Source organism: Paenibacillus xylanexedens, from assembly GCF_017874615.1.
GTDB lineage: Bacteria > Bacillota > Bacilli > Paenibacillales > Paenibacillaceae > Paenibacillus > Paenibacillus xylanexedens.
Genome location: NZ_JAGIKV010000022.1, coordinates 30,132 through 45,876 on the forward strand (window position 1 = coordinate 30,132; position 15,745 = coordinate 45,876).

Here is a 15,745-nt window from a genome sequence, read left to right on the forward strand (position 1 = left end):
GGTGGCGTCCTCCTTTCGGCATATGTTCACCATGATCCTTCTCATGGGACTGATCCATGGTCCAAATCCTTCGTTACCCCATCTATATGCCTTGAATGAGGGGAGCATGCCACCTTTTGAAAAACCTTGCTATATAAAGCGAAATAGAGAATGTTGCACCTAGCCACTTCGATGACAGAATAACCTTCCGATCACTGTTATCCTCGTTCTCGTGTAACTATTAAAGTTCGCTTTATATCATTTATTAATACACCCTTTCACGCTCTGCCAATTGTGTGAAGTCGGATGGCCAAGGGTCGTTCACTTCAATCATCGCTGCGGTTAAAGGATGACTAAACTTAAGCATCTCTCCGTGAAGCGCCTGCCTACCAATGGCATCCGCTCTACCTCCATACAACGCATCACCAATAAGCGGATGTCCCGCGTAACTCAGGTGTACACGAATTTGGTGTGTTCGTCCTGTATCCAGCTTTAATCGTACAAGGGTTGCTCGTTCCCACACTTCGACGATCTCCACATGAGTAACAGCTTCCTGTCCACCTTCCGAGACACGTCTGCGCTGCTTGTGATGTCTATCCTTGCCAATTGGAGCATCAATTTTGTGGAGTTCAAGGGGGATTTGTCCACCTGCAATGGCTACATAATGGCGACCAATCTCTTTGCGACGCATCGCTTCATCCAGTTTGGCGAGGGCAAAAGCATTTTTGGCATATAGGACAGGTCCTGTTGTATCCTCATCCAGTCGATGAACATGGCGTACGCTCGCCTGTATTCCGTTCATTTCATAATAAGAGGCAACCACATGATCCAGCGTGATCGCCTGATCAGCACGGCTTCCATCTGGATGCAGTTTCATGCCTGCCGGTTTGTGCATAACCAGACAAAAATCATCCTCATACAATACATCCACATCAGCCCAGCGTGGCTCAACATCGATTGGCTGGGACGCAAAAAGGGCCAGCCGAAGCCGGTCCCCTGCAAGTTGTATTCCTCGGTTTGCTTTCAGCTGACGGAGCAGTTTCTCCGGAAACTGCAGTTCAGACAATAGCCATTGCTCTGCAGCCATCGGTTTGTCCGAACTGCCTGTTACGGCTTTCCCTGGCATCAGCTCAAGCCATTCCCCGCGGCGTTTCCAACTTTTGATGGTCATAGCGATTGAAGAGCTTTACGATTCGCTTCGATCGTATCGTCAATATCCTGCTCCGTGTGCACACCAGAGACAAACATGCCTTCGTATTGCGAAGGCGCAACACTCACACCTTGATCAATCATGGCCGCAAAATAACGACGAAATTGATCCAGATTGCTTGCTTTGGCAAGATCATAGTTGGTTACCGGAACGGCACTGAAGAACGGACAAACCATGGAGCCAACACGGTTAATGGTTACCGCCACACCCGTCTCAGCTGCATTTTTCTCGAATCCGGCTTGCAGACGTGCAGACAATGTCTCCAGACGGTCATAGACCTCTGGTGTTAACAATTTGAGCGTGGTATATCCTGCTGCCATAGCCAGCGGATTGCCGCTCAATGTACCTGCCTGATAGATCGGTCCCGTAGGAGCAATCTGTTCCATCAGATCCCGACGACCGCCATAAGCACCAACGGGGAGTCCGCCACCGATAACTTTACCCAGACAAGTCAGGTCAGGTGTAACCCCATACCGTCCCTGAGCACAGTTCAACCCGACTCGGAAACCGGTCATGACTTCGTCAAAAATAAGCAGGCTGCCATATTGCGTCGTCAAACTGCGCAGGCCTTCAAGGAAACCGGAAGCCGGAGGTACAACCCCCATGTTACCTGCCACAGGTTCCACAATAACAGCGGCCAGTTCTTCACCATAACGTTCAAAAGCAAGTCTCACGGACTCCAGATCGTTATAAGGTACCGTAATTGTATTCACAGCTACACCTTCAGGTACACCTGGACTATCCGGTAGACCCAGTGTTGCAACACCTGAACCCGCCTTGATCAGCAAGCTGTCTGCATGTCCATGATATGATCCTTCAAACTTCAGAATTTTACTGCGTCCGGTTACCCCGCGTGCCAGTCGAATGGCACTCATGGTTGCTTCCGTACCGGAATTAACCATCCGCACGATATCGATAGAAGGTACACGCTCACAGACCAGTTTTGCCATCTCGGTCTCCAGCAAGGTAGGCGCACCAAAGCTTGTTCCTTTGAGGGCTGTCTCACGCAAAGCTTCTACAACGTCAGGGTGTGCATGTCCCATAATGAGGGGGCCCCACGATCCCACATAGTCAATAAAAACATTGCCATCAATATCGTAGATTTTGGACCCTTCGCCGCGTTCTGCATAGATCGGAGTAAGTCCCACCGATTTGAATGCGCGTACAGGGCTGTTCACACCCCCGGGTATGTACTGCTTCGCTTCCTCAAACGCGCTGCGTGAGCGCTCATCATTGCGACGATTACCTTGTTGTGCAGTCATGAATATCCTCCTTAATGTAATTTATTTTATTTCTCAGCCAACCAGCGTGAAGCGTCTTTTCCGTAGTAGGTAATGATCATATCTGCACCTGCGCGTTTCATGCTGAGCAGGATTTCCATGGCAACTTTTTTCTCATCGATCCAGCCTTGAATCGCCGCCGCCTTCACCATGGCATACTCGCCACTTACATTATAGGCAACAAGCGGAAGATCAAATTGATCCTTAATCGTACGCATGACATCAAGATAGGACAGCGAAGGTTTAACCATTAGCATATCTGCTCCTTCGAGCACATCCGTCTCTGCTTCCCGCAAGGCTTCACGCGCGTTCGCCGGGTCCATCTGATACGACTTGCGGTCCCCGAATTGTGGTGTGGAATCCGCAGCTTCACGGAATGGACCATAGAATGCGGATGCATATTTAACAGAGTAAGACATAATCGGAATATGACTGAATCCATTCTCATCCAGCCCCGCGCGGATCGCTTGTACAAATCCATCCATCATGTTGGATGGTGCAATAATGTCCGCTCCTGCTTTGGCTTGAGACACTGCCGTTTGCACGAGTAGATCCAGTGATTCATCATTTAATACATCTCCGCAGATGTGGCCGTCAATCTCCACGGTGTGTACCATACCGCAGTGACCGTGATCCGTGAATTCACACAGACAAGTATCCGCAACAACCAGCAATTCCGGGTACCAGGATTTGATCAATCTCGTCGCTTCTTGCACAATGCCATCTTCAGCAAAACCAGATGAACCCAGACTGTCCTTAGTCTCCGGAATACCGAACAATAACACGGCTGGAATTCCCAGCTCCGCAATTTCCGTTACTTCCTCCTGAAGGCGATCCAGCGAGAACCGGAATACGCCAGGCATGGATTTAATTTCGGATTTTACATTTTCTCCATACGTCACATAGATCGGTTGAATAAAGTCGTCCACGGTTAGATGGGTCTCTCTGACCATATTGCGAATACCTGTGGATTGGCGTAAACGGCGATGCCGTACAATTGGAAAACTCATACGAGTAAAACCTCCTTGAAAAAAGTTAAATAGAGCAAAAAGGGAAGCGCGCTGGTATCCTATCGAATTCAGCACGCTTCATATGTTAACATGATTACATGGATCAATTTCATAACTCGCTAAAAATGGATTTCGTAACTAAATATAGACAAATTGAACCGTTTTGATCTATATCTAGCCTTGATTGAAGCAGCTAAAGGTATTATGAAATTGATTCCCATGTGTATTAATTTCGAAGAGCGCCTTCTTTGGTGCCTGTCCGTTTCCAGTCGCACAGCACTGTGATCAAACTATCCATCGTTGCTTCCTCTGCCATCAGTGTAACCTTTAGTCCAGCGGCTTCTGCCGTCTTCGCTGTAACAGGTCCGATACACGCAACCTCCACATCTTTCAATAAAGGCAGTGGATCTTGCAATCCCATACGTTTCAACATACTCATGAAGTTGGTAACCGTCGAAGAACTTGTAAAGGTCACCGCATGAATACCACCTTCTTCAAGCAGCTTGAGCAGTTCATCATCATCCTCACCAGCGAGGATCGTATCGTAGGTGATGGCTTCGGTGACCTGAATTCCTCGTTCTCTCAACTGATCACGTAACCATGTACGTGCAAGATCACCGTGGGGAAGCAATACTCTCTGACCTTCCTTCAGTTCGCTTTCAAATGCCTCAAGCATGCCTTCGGCCTGAAAAGGACCTTTGACAACTTCAGCTACGATGCCATGTTTGCGCAAAGCGTCTGCTGTGGAAGGTCCTACGGCAGCAATTCTCGCTTGATGAATCGAGCGAATATCCTTGCCTTCCTGTTCCAGATGGCGGAAGAAAAACTCCACGCCGTTCACACTTGTGAAAAACACCCAGTCATAGGTATTTAAAGCACTGAAGGCGTCTTTGACACTTTGCTTGGCAGATTCACTGGACGGCATGACCGTCTCAATGACCGGAAACTCATACGGTTCGCCGCCGAGTTCCTCAATGCGATTCACCAGTTCACTCGCCTGACTGCGAGCACGGGTTACCAGAATTCGTTTGCCAAACAGCGGCAGCGCTTCTGCCCATTTCAATTGTTCCCTTTGATTGACAACATCCCCCACCACAATAACAGCTGGTGGTTGGAAATTGGCTGCGATCACTTTCGCTTCTATATCCTCAAGGGTACCTGTAAGGGTATCCTGTTCCGCTCGTGTTCCCCAACGAATCAGAGCTACCGGTGTTTGCGCTGGACGACCATGACGAATCAATTGTTCGCTGATATATCCAATTTTGGCAACCCCCATCATAAATACAAGTGTGCCCGTTGCGTTCGTCACTTTATCCCAATGGATACTGCGATCAAGCTTGTCCGGACTCTCGTGCCCCGTAATAATAGAGATGGAAGATGCATAGTCACGGTGAGTCACAGGAATTCCGGCATACGCAGGTACACTTATTGCAGCGGTAACCCCAGGTACAATCTCAAAGGGAATTCCGTTTTTGTGCAGCAAACCCGCCTCTTCGCCCACACGTCCAAAGATAGTTGGATCGCCGCCCTTAAGCCGAACCACAACCTTGCCTTCAAGCGCCAGATCAACCAACAGTTGATTGATCTCTTCCTGTTTCATCGTGTGCCGATCCGGGCGCTTGCCCACGTAAATCTTGACTGCGCCGGGTTTCATTTGTTTCAACAATCTCGGACTTGCCAAACGATCATAGACTACAGCATCGGCTTTCCCGATGGATTCCCACCCTTTTACCGTAATCAGCTTTGCATCCCCAGGACCTGCACCTACCAAAAAGACCTTTCCCACCATGTCTTCATCCCCTAACTTCTGCCAGTATCTGCTCTGCTCCCCGTTCGATCAATCTCCAAGCCACTTCTTCTCCCAGACGAACCGGGTCCTTGCCGATCATAGCTTCCTTAAGAATCAGTCCACCATCCGGCGTGCCGACCATACCTGTTAATTGTAACGTGTTTTCACCATTCAGGGAATCTGCATCTTGCTGAGGCACCCACACCGCATGAGCACCGATCGGAACCTGACAGCCCCCATTCAATACACTGAGAAAACGGCGTTCCGCCTGTACAGGAAATGCTGTCTCGGGATCGTTATACAGCTGCAGCAAGTGCAACAGTTCCTCATCGTCTTCACGACATTCGATACCAAGTGCGCCCTGGCCCACAGCAGGAAGGCAAGCTGTTTCCGTCAAGTACTCTGTGATTCGATCTTCCCAGCCCATACGGTACAATCCTGCAGCTGCCAGAATAATCGCATCGAATCCTTCGGTCTCCAGCTTCCGCAGACGGGAATCAATATTGCCGCGAATCGATTCCAATTGCAAATCTGGACGATAGGCCTTTAATTGACTCGACCGGCGCAGACTGCTTGTTCCGACTCTAGCTCCTTCTGGCAGTTGATCCAGAGTAAGTCCACCATTGGAGATCAGCGCATCCCGTGGATCTGCACGACGGGGAATAGCACCATTGATTAATCCTTCGGGTAACTCGGAGGGCATATCCTTCATGCTATGCACAGCCATATCAATCGTACGATCAAGCATCGCCTGTTCAATCTCTTTGACAAACAATCCTTTGCCTCCCACTTTTGACAACGTTACATCCAGAATGAGATCTCCCTTGGTAACAATCTTATGTACTTCAAAGTCAAAAGCTAATCCTTCCCGCTCACAAATATCGCGTAAATCCTGAATGACATGGCCTGTCTGGGTTAGCGCAAGCGCGCTCTGTCTACTTCCAACTTTAATTGTACGCATATCTACACTTCCTCCTGATTACGGGATATCCAATCCCCGATTTCTTCTTCGGTCCACCACCGAAAATGGCCTGTACGAATATCTTCTAATATGTGCATTTCAGTTAATTGCCGAAGCAACGTACTCCTGAGACTTGAAGAAGATACGCGTGACTTCACCTCGGTCCTCATCTGGTGCAAAAACTCAAGGTACATCTCATACTCATCACCGAACTGTCGTTCGAGTGTGGCACGTATCTCCGCAGCTGCTGCTGGTCCCGCTCCTGCTGTGGATATCGCTATGCTTAATCTCCCGCGCCTTACCACGCTTGGCGTAATAAAGCTGCTGTGCTCCGAAGACATTGCGTCATTCACCAGTATGCCCGCAGCCTCAGCATCCCGAACCACAGTTGAATTGACCTCTGAACGGTCAGTCGCTGCATATACGAGAAAGGCCCCCCGCAAATCTCCATTGCGGTAGGACCGGTCTATCCATTGAATTCGGGATTCATGATGCAGTTGTTTTAATACGGGAGTAAGCTCCGGACTAATGACCGTAATCTGTGCCTCAGCATGCAGCAATCCCTTAATTTTACGTTCGGCAACACGTCCACCACCAACCACGCAGCATTTCTTGCCTGAAGTATTCACAAATATCGGCGTGTAACGGTCCATCCCCTTCACTCTCCCGTCCAACGATGAAACGCTGAATACGCATTGGATAAAAAACTTATAATGACAAATCCGTACCCGATCAGTGTCCATCTTGCCATGATAATTGTAGAGAACTGTTTCCTTCTCTTGGATACGAAGTAACCCACATAGATGGCAATGGCAAGACCTGTCGCAATAACTTTGAGATCCAAGAGCAGGACCCAGCGTGTTTCCGCTACGATGGACAATACCGCAAGCATCACAGAAACACCAAGGAGCGGTGTACCTATGAAATTAGCACCATCCATGTATTTGCCGATCACTTCCAGGCTTGGCATCCGTCGCATCGTATCATTCCACTTTTTTTTCTTCAACTTACGGTGCAGGAACAGATATAACATGGCAAACACCGTAGCAACGGTTAACGCCGCAAAACCAAGATTCGCCAAGGTAATATGCATAATGAGTAATCCATGTACCGTTTGCCAGTTATGCAGTGATATCTCTCCGGCCGTAAACCACAGTCGGTTTAATACCGTAACGGAAAAACCTACAACATTCAGCAACAAAATCACAAATTCGGAACGCTGGATGCGAGTCATGACAAGAGACATCAGCACAATACTGAATGAAAATATAAACAAAAAGTCAAAGGTGGTATAGATGGGGAAATGGCCTTCAGTCCACATGCGCAATATGACATGCGTTACCTGCAATCCCCAAACAACGACAAGAAACCCTGTGCCTGTCCGCTTCGCCCCCGCATTGCGTCGAATGCAGTCCGAGAAATAGAACAGTAGGCTCAGGGCATACATATAGATTAGAGCTTCATAAACTTGTTCAGCAAGGGTCAAGCTGCCCACCCGCCTTATACGCCTGCCGGAGCATAAGCCGGCACGGGGTCTTGCCGGTTTTCGTTAAGGTGAGCGGCTGGTTTCGCCAGAGCTGTGGCATCACTCTGACTCACTTTTTCAGCGGCCATCTCTACTGAATCTTCCAGAGCGAAAATCTGAGTAAACATGCGCAGAGCTTCATCACCTTGCTTCGTGCCTGCCATTTCCTTAATCCGATTAATCGGATCTGTCGTCATTTGGTTCACAATGCTCTTGGTCAAACGACGAATGACTTTACGTTGATGTTCATCGAGCTCAGGCAGTTTATTAAACAGGCTATCCATCGTTTCTTCATGAATGGAGACACCTTTTTCCTGCAAAGCGCGAATAACAGGACGAACACCCAACGTTTTGAGCCAATGGTAATAATCTTCCATCTCAAGCTCAATCATTCTCTCAATCTTGGCAGCTTCCACCTTACGCATCTCCAGGTTGCTCTCCACGATTCCTTCCAGATCATCAATGTCATAGAGAAATACGTTGGATAATTCACCAATCGCCGGATCAATATCGCGTGGAACCGCAATATCAATCAGGAACAATGGACGAGATTGACGACGCTTCATGCTCTCCCGTACCACTGCTGCATCCATCACATAACGTTCAGCTCCAGTGGAACTAATCACAATATCAACTTCATTAAGTCGATCTAGTGCCTGTTCCATGGTACAAGGTGTCCCACGGAACTTGGCTGCCAATTCTTCAGCTCTTGCAAGCGTACGATTCGCCACGATGACTTCGGATGCCCCGTTGGCATAGAGATGTTTCACGGTTAGTTCACTCATCTTGCCGGCACCCAGAATGAGCACCTTCTTATCTGTGAACATGCCAAATATCCTCTTACCGAGTTCAACAGCAGCATAACTGACAGATACGGCGCTCTCCCCGATGGAAGTCTCCGAATGTGCCCGTTTGCCCAGCGTAACTGCCTGTTTGAACAGCATGTTAAACCAGGTACCTGTTGATTTCTCTTCCTGCGCTTTAAGAAAAGCCTGTTTCACCTGTCCAAGAATCTGAGTCTCACCGATGACCATGGAATCTAGTCCGCAGATGACGCGGAACAAATGGCGCATGGCTTGATCATCTTCATATATATATAAGTGTTGCGTAAATTCTTCCCGTGGTACGTTAAACCATTGTTCCATGAATGTTCGAATAAAATAACCACACATGTGAAGACGGTCCACCACAACATACAACTCGGTACGGTTACATGTGGCTACGATTACACCTTCCAATACACTCTTGGTCAGCTTGAGCTGCTGCAGCGCTTCAGACAAATCCTTTTCTGCAAATGTGAATCGTTCCCTAACCTCTACAGGCGCCGTGCGATAATTCAAACCAACGACAACGATGTGCATTGCAAGTTCACCTGCCTAATAAATTTCCAATCAAAGTGCTTACTGCATATGTCTATCCATTTATGATTGACAAGGTTAATTATATCACACATCATAGCCGTGACCGGGTCATTTTTATGAAATGTTTATGAAATCACCATGTTCATCATCATATGCACTGTCATTTATTGTAGTGTCTCACCAAAGTTCACCGTTATGCGTTAAAAAGTGTCGATTATGAATATTCATAACGATACGCATATTAAAACAAATAGCCATGGAATTATTCCACGACTATTAGAGTTTGGGAGGTTATGTGTCCATCCCGATATGTGAACATTGTTATGCAATATACTTTTTATATAAACCCGTTCAATCGGGTTGTTCATCTCTGGTGTTTCAAATAATGTCCTGAGTGAATCCTGGTTCCTATATTGTTTTCAACGAGATTAAAAATAACATTGAATCAGAGTGAAATCAACCCTTTTCCAGAAGATTGTAAAATAAATATGTTCAATTCGGAATATTCGATCTCACATCAAAAAATCCCCCTGAACCTCCACATTGGCGAGTGCCAATGCCCGGAAGATACAAGGGAATTCATTACATTCATATACGTTTATAAATATACAATTTTAAGTTAATAAGCTTCAAGCTCAAACAACCGTTTTTGATGACGAGTAAGGGTCTCATCAATCTGATGGAGCTGATCAGCAGTCGCATCTTTTCTAGTATCCAGCAGTAAATCGATCTCGGCATACACACGGTTGATTTCGCGTTCTACATCTCTGGCCTGGAACAGATGTTGCAATTCAAGCAACGTATTTTTGTATTCATAGATCACTCGGGTGTTCTCCCCGGTCTTCTCCACAATTTTGCGGACAGTGCCTTGAGCATACACATACGTCATGGTGAACCCTTTATAGATCCGATGAACGACCCCGTCACCCTTAAAAGTCACAAAGAGCTTCCGGACAACGTTGGTCAGATGCAGATTCACCAGGCGGCAAGATAACTCACAGATATAAAACCCTTCTATGCGGTCAAAAGGGAAATGCACTTCTTCTCCACTTACATCCCCCAGCACAACCTCCTGACAACCATTGTCCAACACCTTAACCCGGTGATGAAGCCTGCCGTCTTCTGTCATGCGCAAAAACTGATGCATCTGGGGTTCTGACAATTTCATAGTGGCCTTCACATACTCTGTGGCTAACCGCTGAGCCATACAAATCCCTCAATTCTTTCCCGATTGTTTTGTCTTCCTGCACATGTAGCAGTCATCTCAAAATTCTTCAGGCCGGCATGGCCGGTAATTTTGGTACTGTTGGCAATATGCACCTATGCTCATTATACACTACCCTAACGTTATTTTTCTCCAGACCCAGATGATGAATTCTCCCGAAATCCCATAAAAAACCGGATTAATCTGGATCTCATCAAAGATTCATTTAGCATGCTCACTTTCCTGCACTAAAACGGTATACTATCTCGGTTATCCGTTAATTTCGTTGGTTTCTTCCTCATCAGAAGCACCCTCTGCATCCAGCACTGGTGCATACTTATCTATGCGGGCATGGCGGGTAATGATGTCCCATAACTCTTCTTTCCCCAATCCCTCTTCGGATGAAAAAGGTACAAACAGATCCCCGGAACGAAGACCCAGTGATTCCTTAATGACTTTGATATATTTGGCTCTGCGGGTTTTTGGAATCTTGTCCATCTTGGTTGCTACGACAACCAAAGGCAGTCCATTATGACGAAGCCATTCGTTCATCATCTTGTCCTCTTTGGACGGTTCATGTCTCATATCCACCATCTGCATGACCAGTTTCAATTCCTCGCGTCCCAACAAATATTTCTCCATCATTTTGCCCCAGGCAAAACGCTGCTCTTTCGAAACTTTGGCATAGCCATACCCTGGGAAATCGACAAAGTAGAGATCCTGATTAATTTTATAGTAGTTCAGTTGCTGTGTCTTACCCGGGGTAGAGCTCGTCCGAGCCAGATTTTTACGATTAATCAAACGGTTGATCAGGGAAGATTTCCCGACATTGGAGCGTCCCGCCAAAGCAATCTCTGGCAGACCGTCCTCGGGGTATTGTTCAGGCCGAACGGCACTGATAATAAATTCAGATTGATTTACTTTCATATTGTATCTTTCCTCTCTTGAACGCCTGTGCTATGCATCACCTGTTGAAGGTATTATGCCATGGATTGTTCTATCATACCAAAAAAACCGTTCCAGCGGACGCCGAAGCCTCCGCAGAACGGTCTACTCTTCATACGAACCTTTCGGATACGTGGATTACAGGTGAATTCCTGTCTGCTCAACAAGTGCATGCTGTAATACCTGATCCATATGGGCTACAGGGACAAACTCCACATCTGCCTTGATGCTGTCTGGAATGTCACGCAGGTCCCGTTCGTTATCCTTAGGCAATAATATTTTTTTATAGCCGGCACGATGGGCTGCCAGTGATTTCTCTTTCAGACCACCAATCGGCAGCACACGTCCACGCAGTGTTATTTCACCAGTCATCGCGATATCTTTGGACACATGTTTGTTCGTCAAGGCTGAGATTAACGCTGTTGCCATCGTAATTCCGGCAGATGGACCATCCTTCGGAATCGCTCCTTCCGGAACGTGGATATGGATATCGTTCTTCTCATGGAAGTCAGGCGAAATTCCAAGCTGTGTAGCTTTGGAACGGGTGTAACTGAATGCGGCTTGTGCAGATTCCTTCATGACATCCCCCAGTTTACCTGTGAGGGTCAATTTACCTGTTCCAGGCACAACAGTCACTTCAATGATAAGGGTATCTCCACCCACTTCAGTCCACGCCAGACCCGTTACGGTACCAATCTGATCTTCCAGTTCGGCCATTCCATAACGGAACTTGCCAGGTCCAAGGTAGTCTTTGATCTCATCGGATGAGATGTTAATCTGACCTTCCACACCCGATACGATGTTCTTGGCAGCTTTCCGGCACAACGAAGCCATCTGCTGTTCCAGATTACGCACACCTGACTCCCGTGTATATTCACGAATTACACGCAACAACGCGTCATCCGGGATTTCCAATTGCTCTTCTTGCAAACCATGGTCCTGCTTCTGTTTGGGCAACAAATAGTTTTTCGCAATTTGTTGCTTCTCCAGCTCCGTATAACCAGGGATGTTGAGCATTTCCATCCGATCCAGCAATGGACGCGGAATATTGTGTACCGTGTTGGCAGTTGTTATAAACATAACGTTGGATAAGTCAAACGGCAATTCTACAAAATGATCACTAAACGTATTATTTTGTTCCGGATCAAGTACCTCAAGTAACGCTGCGGAAGGATCTCCGCGGAAATCTGAAGCCATCTTATCAATCTCGTCCAGCAGGAATACCGGATTAAGTGACCCTGCCGTTTTCATCCCCTGGATGATACGCCCAGGCATAGCCCCTACATAGGTGCGTCGGTGACCACGAATCTCGGCTTCATCACGTACGCCGCCAAGAGATATTCTTACAAACTCCCGACCCAGCGATCTGGCGATCGAACGAGCAAGTGATGTTTTACCGACCCCTGGAGGTCCAACCAGACAGAGAATTGGCCCTTTGAGCTTCTTGACGAGCTTCTGGACAGCCAGATATTCAAGCACACGTTCTTTGGGCTTATCCAGTCCGTAATGATCTGCATTGAGCACATCTTCGGCTTTTTGGATATCCAGATCATCCGCTGTCATCTGACTCCAAGGAAGACCAAGCAGCCAATCCACGTAGTTGCGAATGACTCCGCCCTCGGCTGAACTTGCAGGCATTTTCTCCAGTCGATCAATTTCTTTCTCGACCTTCTCTTTCACCTTGTCCGGCAAGTCGAGTTCTTCCATCTGAGTGCGAAGTTCCTCGACCTCACCCGCACGGCCTTCTTTTTCACCCAGTTCTTTCTGGATCGCTTTCATCTGCTCGCGCAAATAATATTCCTTCTGCGTTTTCTCCATCTGTTTCTTCACACGTTGGCTGATCTTGCGTTCAAGCTCCAGCACTTCGCGCTCATTGTTCAGGATATCCAGCAATTTCTCCAGACGTTCCCGAACGTCGATGGTCTCCAGAATTTCCTGTTTATCCTTGATCTTCAAGGACAGGTGACTCGTGATGACATCGGCCAGACGCCCTGGTTCTTCGATGTCAGACACTGCTGCGAGTGTCTCTGGTGTCACTTTTTTGGACAGATTAATATAATTCTCGAACTGGTTCAGAACGGTACGCATCAAGGCATCCGTCTCCGGATGGGTATTCTCCTCTTCAGGCAGCTCTTTAGCCAGTACTTCATAATATTCCTCGTTGTCCGTATATTCAATAATTTCAGCCCGTTCCAAGCCTTCTACGAGTACACGAATCGTACCGTTCGGAAGCTTCAGCATCTGTCTGACCTTGGCCACGGTTCCGATTCTGAAAATGTCCTCTTGTGTTGGTTCTTCAATATTCACTTCGGCTTGGGAACATAGGAGAATCAAATGTTCTTCTACCATCGCTTTTTCTAAAGCCTTGACCGATTTCTCCCGGCCCACATCGAGATGCAGTACCATACTCGGGTAGACGAGAAGTCCTCTTAAAGGCAGTAAAGGAAAACGACGACCTTTCGCTTTGCTCGGTCCCATCGCTTTCGCACCTCCAATGGCTCTCAGGTTGTAGTCATTCATTATTCTATCAAATGTTCACATAAAAAACCAATGAAGGGAAGCGCTTAGCAGCTTCCCGAATCTGTAACCTGTCCTGGACGAGGCACGTCCGCACGCAAATAGGAAGCGGATGCCGGTGGAAAAATCTCCGGTGCAGGTGCAACGTTCTCCTCTGCAAGCTTCGTTTGTTCCATCTGTTGTGATTCCGGGACCCAGGCGAACACTTCACGGAATACGTCCTGTACCGTATCTACCGGGATAACGCGCAAGCCCTCCAGATTCTCAAAAATGGACTGCCAGTTCTCCGCGGGAATTATAACGGTCTTCGCTCCTGCCTGAAAGGCAGCCTCCACCTTGGCCAGCACGCCACCGATAGGCTTAACCCGACCATGAATACTGATCTCGCCAGTCATCGCTGTCTCATGATCCACAGGACGCCTCTGAATGGCTGATGTAATGGCAGTCGCCATGGCAATCCCGGCGGATGGACCGTCAATAGGCGTCCCACCTGGGAAATTCACGTGTAAATCGTAATCATTCGGACGAATACCCATGGCTTTTAATACGGTTAACACATTTTCAACCGAGCCTTTGGCCATACTTTTTCGCCGGAGTGTACGCGAACCGCCTCCAATCTCTTCTTCATCCACAACGCCTGTAATGTTGATTCGGCCTTGATCTTTAAGAGCCGGAACAGCAGATACTTCGATCTCCAAAATGGTTCCCATATTCGGTCCGTATACCGCCAAGCCGTTAACAAACCCCACCTGCGGCTGTGTAGGGACCTTTCGATCAGGCCGTGGCTGAATCTGGCTGCTACCCGCCACCCACTCCACATCAGACGCCTGAAGCGTCTCACGCTTCTCTGTCAGCGCAAGTCCAGCAGCCAGCTGGATGATATTGACCGCTTCACGTCCATTGGTTGCATATCGCTTGACCACATCAACGGCATCCGGACATGGACTGAACCCTATTTTCTGAACAGCATCCTCTGCAATTCGTCCAATCTCCTCAGGTAATAAAGGACGGAAATAGACTTCCATGCACCGTGAACGCAAAGCTGGTGGCAGCTCATGAGACGAACGGGTCGTCGCTCCGACAAGGCGGAAATCGGCCGGCAGGCCGTTTTGAAAAATATCGTGGATATAAGCAGGAGTATGCGTGTCTTCCGAGTTATAGTACGCACTCTCCAAAAACACCTTGCGATCCTCCAGTACTTTCAACAGCTTATTCATCTGGATCGAATGCAATTCACCAATTTCATCAATAAAAAGCATCCCCCCATGCGCTTTCGTCACAGCGCCCGGTTTGGGTTGGGGAATACCAGCAACGCCCATGGCTCCTGCTCCCTGATATATCGGATCATGAACCGAACCAATTAAGGGGTCTGCAATACCACGCTCATCAAAACGGGCTGTTGTTGCATCCAGCTCCGTGAATTTCGCATCTGGCTTGAAAGGCGATGTTGGATTCTTCTTAGCCTCTTCCAACACGACCCTTGCGGCAGCTGTCTTCCCGACTCCGGGAGGGCCATAAATGATAACATGTTGCGGATTCGCACTGCATAATGCAGCTTTAAGGGCACGTAGCCCGTCTTTTTGCCCAACAATATCGTTAATGGTCGCGGGACGCGTCTTCTCCGACAGCGGCTTGGTGAGTGAGATTGAACGCAGCTTGCGCAGCTTCTCCAGTTCCTTGCGAGATTCACGCTCAACGGCACTGCGGTTCGTTTTCTGGCCACGTAGCAGGTTCCAGAAATACAAACCAATCACCACTCCAAAAAATAACTGAATCAACATGATGACCATACCAAATTCCATGTCTTCACATCCTCCTATTTTGTCGCTATTCTCATATGAGATCATGCTAATACTTGGTAGTATAGCCTTTTCAACGCGACGTAAACGGGCGAGGCGGAATTTGTATGCGAGAAAATAAAAAGCCCGCCATCGCTGGCGAGCTTTTGTTGTAACAAGATATGA

Annotated in this window: 12 protein-coding genes; all 12 read right to left on the minus strand. The window is 47.8% G+C overall.

What is annotated here, in order from left to right:
- Positions 1 to 244 precede the first annotated feature (244 nt).
- The 12 genes from J2Z28_RS23965 to lonB all read right to left on the minus strand — a co-directional run bounded on the left by J2Z28_RS23965 (position 245) and on the right by lonB (position 15,583).
- Positions 245 to 1,150 (minus strand): RluA family pseudouridine synthase, encoded by a 906-nt coding sequence (locus J2Z28_RS23965; RefSeq protein ID WP_211084567.1) that lies wholly within the window; start codon positions 1,148 to 1,150, stop codon positions 245 to 247.
- Positions 1,147 to 2,451 (minus strand): glutamate-1-semialdehyde 2,1-aminomutase, encoded by a 1,305-nt coding sequence (gene hemL, locus J2Z28_RS23970; RefSeq protein WP_211084568.1) that lies wholly within the window; start codon positions 2,449 to 2,451, stop codon positions 1,147 to 1,149. The genes J2Z28_RS23965 and hemL overlap by 4 nt, the downstream gene beginning before the upstream one ends.
- 26 nt (positions 2,452 to 2,477) lie before the next feature.
- Positions 2,478 to 3,479 carry a porphobilinogen synthase gene (gene hemB / locus J2Z28_RS23975; RefSeq protein WP_211084569.1) on the minus strand — a complete coding sequence of 334 codons (1,002 nt, stop codon included), beginning with the start codon at positions 3,477 to 3,479 and terminating at the stop codon, positions 2,478 to 2,480.
- A gap of 226 nt (positions 3,480 to 3,705) precedes the next feature.
- Complete coding sequence (gene cobA, locus J2Z28_RS23980) at positions 3,706 to 5,268, minus strand: uroporphyrinogen-III C-methyltransferase (RefSeq protein WP_017692600.1); 1,563 nt, start codon at positions 5,266 to 5,268, stop codon at positions 3,706 to 3,708.
- Positions 5,269 to 5,272: 4 nt separating this feature from the next.
- On the minus strand, positions 5,273 to 6,229 hold the full coding sequence (gene hemC, locus J2Z28_RS23985; protein ID WP_036605896.1) for a hydroxymethylbilane synthase: 957 nt from the start codon (positions 6,227 to 6,229) through the stop codon (positions 5,273 to 5,275).
- Between the two features lie 2 nt (positions 6,230 to 6,231).
- On the minus strand, positions 6,232 to 6,882 hold the full coding sequence (locus J2Z28_RS23990; protein ID WP_211084570.1) for a precorrin-2 dehydrogenase/sirohydrochlorin ferrochelatase family protein: 651 nt from the start codon (positions 6,880 to 6,882) through the stop codon (positions 6,232 to 6,234).
- Between the two features lie 5 nt (positions 6,883 to 6,887).
- Positions 6,888 to 7,715, minus strand: coding sequence for an ABC transporter permease (locus J2Z28_RS23995; RefSeq protein WP_415841522.1), 828 nt, complete (start codon positions 7,713 to 7,715; stop codon positions 6,888 to 6,890).
- A 14-nt stretch (positions 7,716 to 7,729) separates the two neighbouring features.
- Positions 7,730 to 9,115 (minus strand): glutamyl-tRNA reductase, encoded by a 1,386-nt coding sequence (hemA, locus tag J2Z28_RS24000; protein WP_091011879.1) that lies wholly within the window; start codon positions 9,113 to 9,115, stop codon positions 7,730 to 7,732.
- A 619-nt stretch (positions 9,116 to 9,734) separates the two neighbouring features.
- Positions 9,735 to 10,322 (minus strand): non-ribosomal peptide synthetase module, encoded by a 588-nt coding sequence (locus tag J2Z28_RS24005; RefSeq protein ID WP_211084571.1) that lies wholly within the window; start codon positions 10,320 to 10,322, stop codon positions 9,735 to 9,737.
- Positions 10,323 to 10,589: 267 nt separating this feature from the next.
- Entirely contained in the window at positions 10,590 to 11,246 is a 657-nt protein-coding gene (yihA, locus tag J2Z28_RS24010) for a ribosome biogenesis GTP-binding protein YihA/YsxC (protein ID WP_211084572.1), read from the minus strand.
- Positions 11,247 to 11,402: 156 nt separating this feature from the next.
- Positions 11,403 to 13,742, minus strand: coding sequence for an endopeptidase La (gene lon / locus J2Z28_RS24015; protein WP_211084573.1), 2,340 nt, complete (start codon positions 13,740 to 13,742; stop codon positions 11,403 to 11,405).
- Positions 13,743 to 13,828: 86 nt separating this feature from the next.
- Positions 13,829 to 15,583 carry an ATP-dependent protease LonB gene (gene lonB, locus J2Z28_RS24020; RefSeq protein WP_211084574.1) on the minus strand — a complete coding sequence of 585 codons (1,755 nt, stop codon included), beginning with the start codon at positions 15,581 to 15,583 and terminating at the stop codon, positions 13,829 to 13,831.
- Between the last annotated feature and the right edge of the window lie 162 nt (positions 15,584 to 15,745).

Coding starts and splice junctions, on each gene's coding strand:
- J2Z28_RS23965 (WP_211084567.1), bottom strand. CDS start 1,150: ATGACCATCAAAAGTTGGAAACGCCGCGGGGAATGGCTTGAGCTGATG.
- hemL (WP_211084568.1), bottom strand. CDS start 2,451: ATGACTGCACAACAAGGTAATCGTCGCAATGATGAGCGCTCACGCAGC.
- hemB (WP_211084569.1), bottom strand. CDS start 3,479: ATGAGTTTTCCAATTGTACGGCATCGCCGTTTACGCCAATCCACAGGT.
- cobA (WP_017692600.1), bottom strand. CDS start 5,268: ATGGTGGGAAAGGTCTTTTTGGTAGGTGCAGGTCCTGGGGATGCAAAG.
- hemC (WP_036605896.1), bottom strand. CDS start 6,229: ATGCGTACAATTAAAGTTGGAAGTAGACAGAGCGCGCTTGCGCTAACC.
- J2Z28_RS23990 (WP_211084570.1), bottom strand. CDS start 6,882: ATGGACCGTTACACGCCGATATTTGTGAATACTTCAGGCAAGAAATGC.
- hemA (WP_091011879.1), bottom strand. CDS start 9,115: ATGCACATCGTTGTCGTTGGTTTGAATTATCGCACGGCGCCTGTAGAG.
- J2Z28_RS24005 (WP_211084571.1), bottom strand. CDS start 10,322: ATGGCTCAGCGGTTAGCCACAGAGTATGTGAAGGCCACTATGAAATTG.
- yihA (WP_211084572.1), bottom strand. CDS start 11,246: ATGAAAGTAAATCAATCTGAATTTATTATCAGTGCCGTTCGGCCTGAA.
- lon (WP_211084573.1), bottom strand. CDS start 13,742: ATGGGACCGAGCAAAGCGAAAGGTCGTCGTTTTCCTTTACTGCCTTTA.
- lonB (WP_211084574.1), bottom strand. CDS start 15,583: ATGGAATTTGGTATGGTCATCATGTTGATTCAGTTATTTTTTGGAGTG.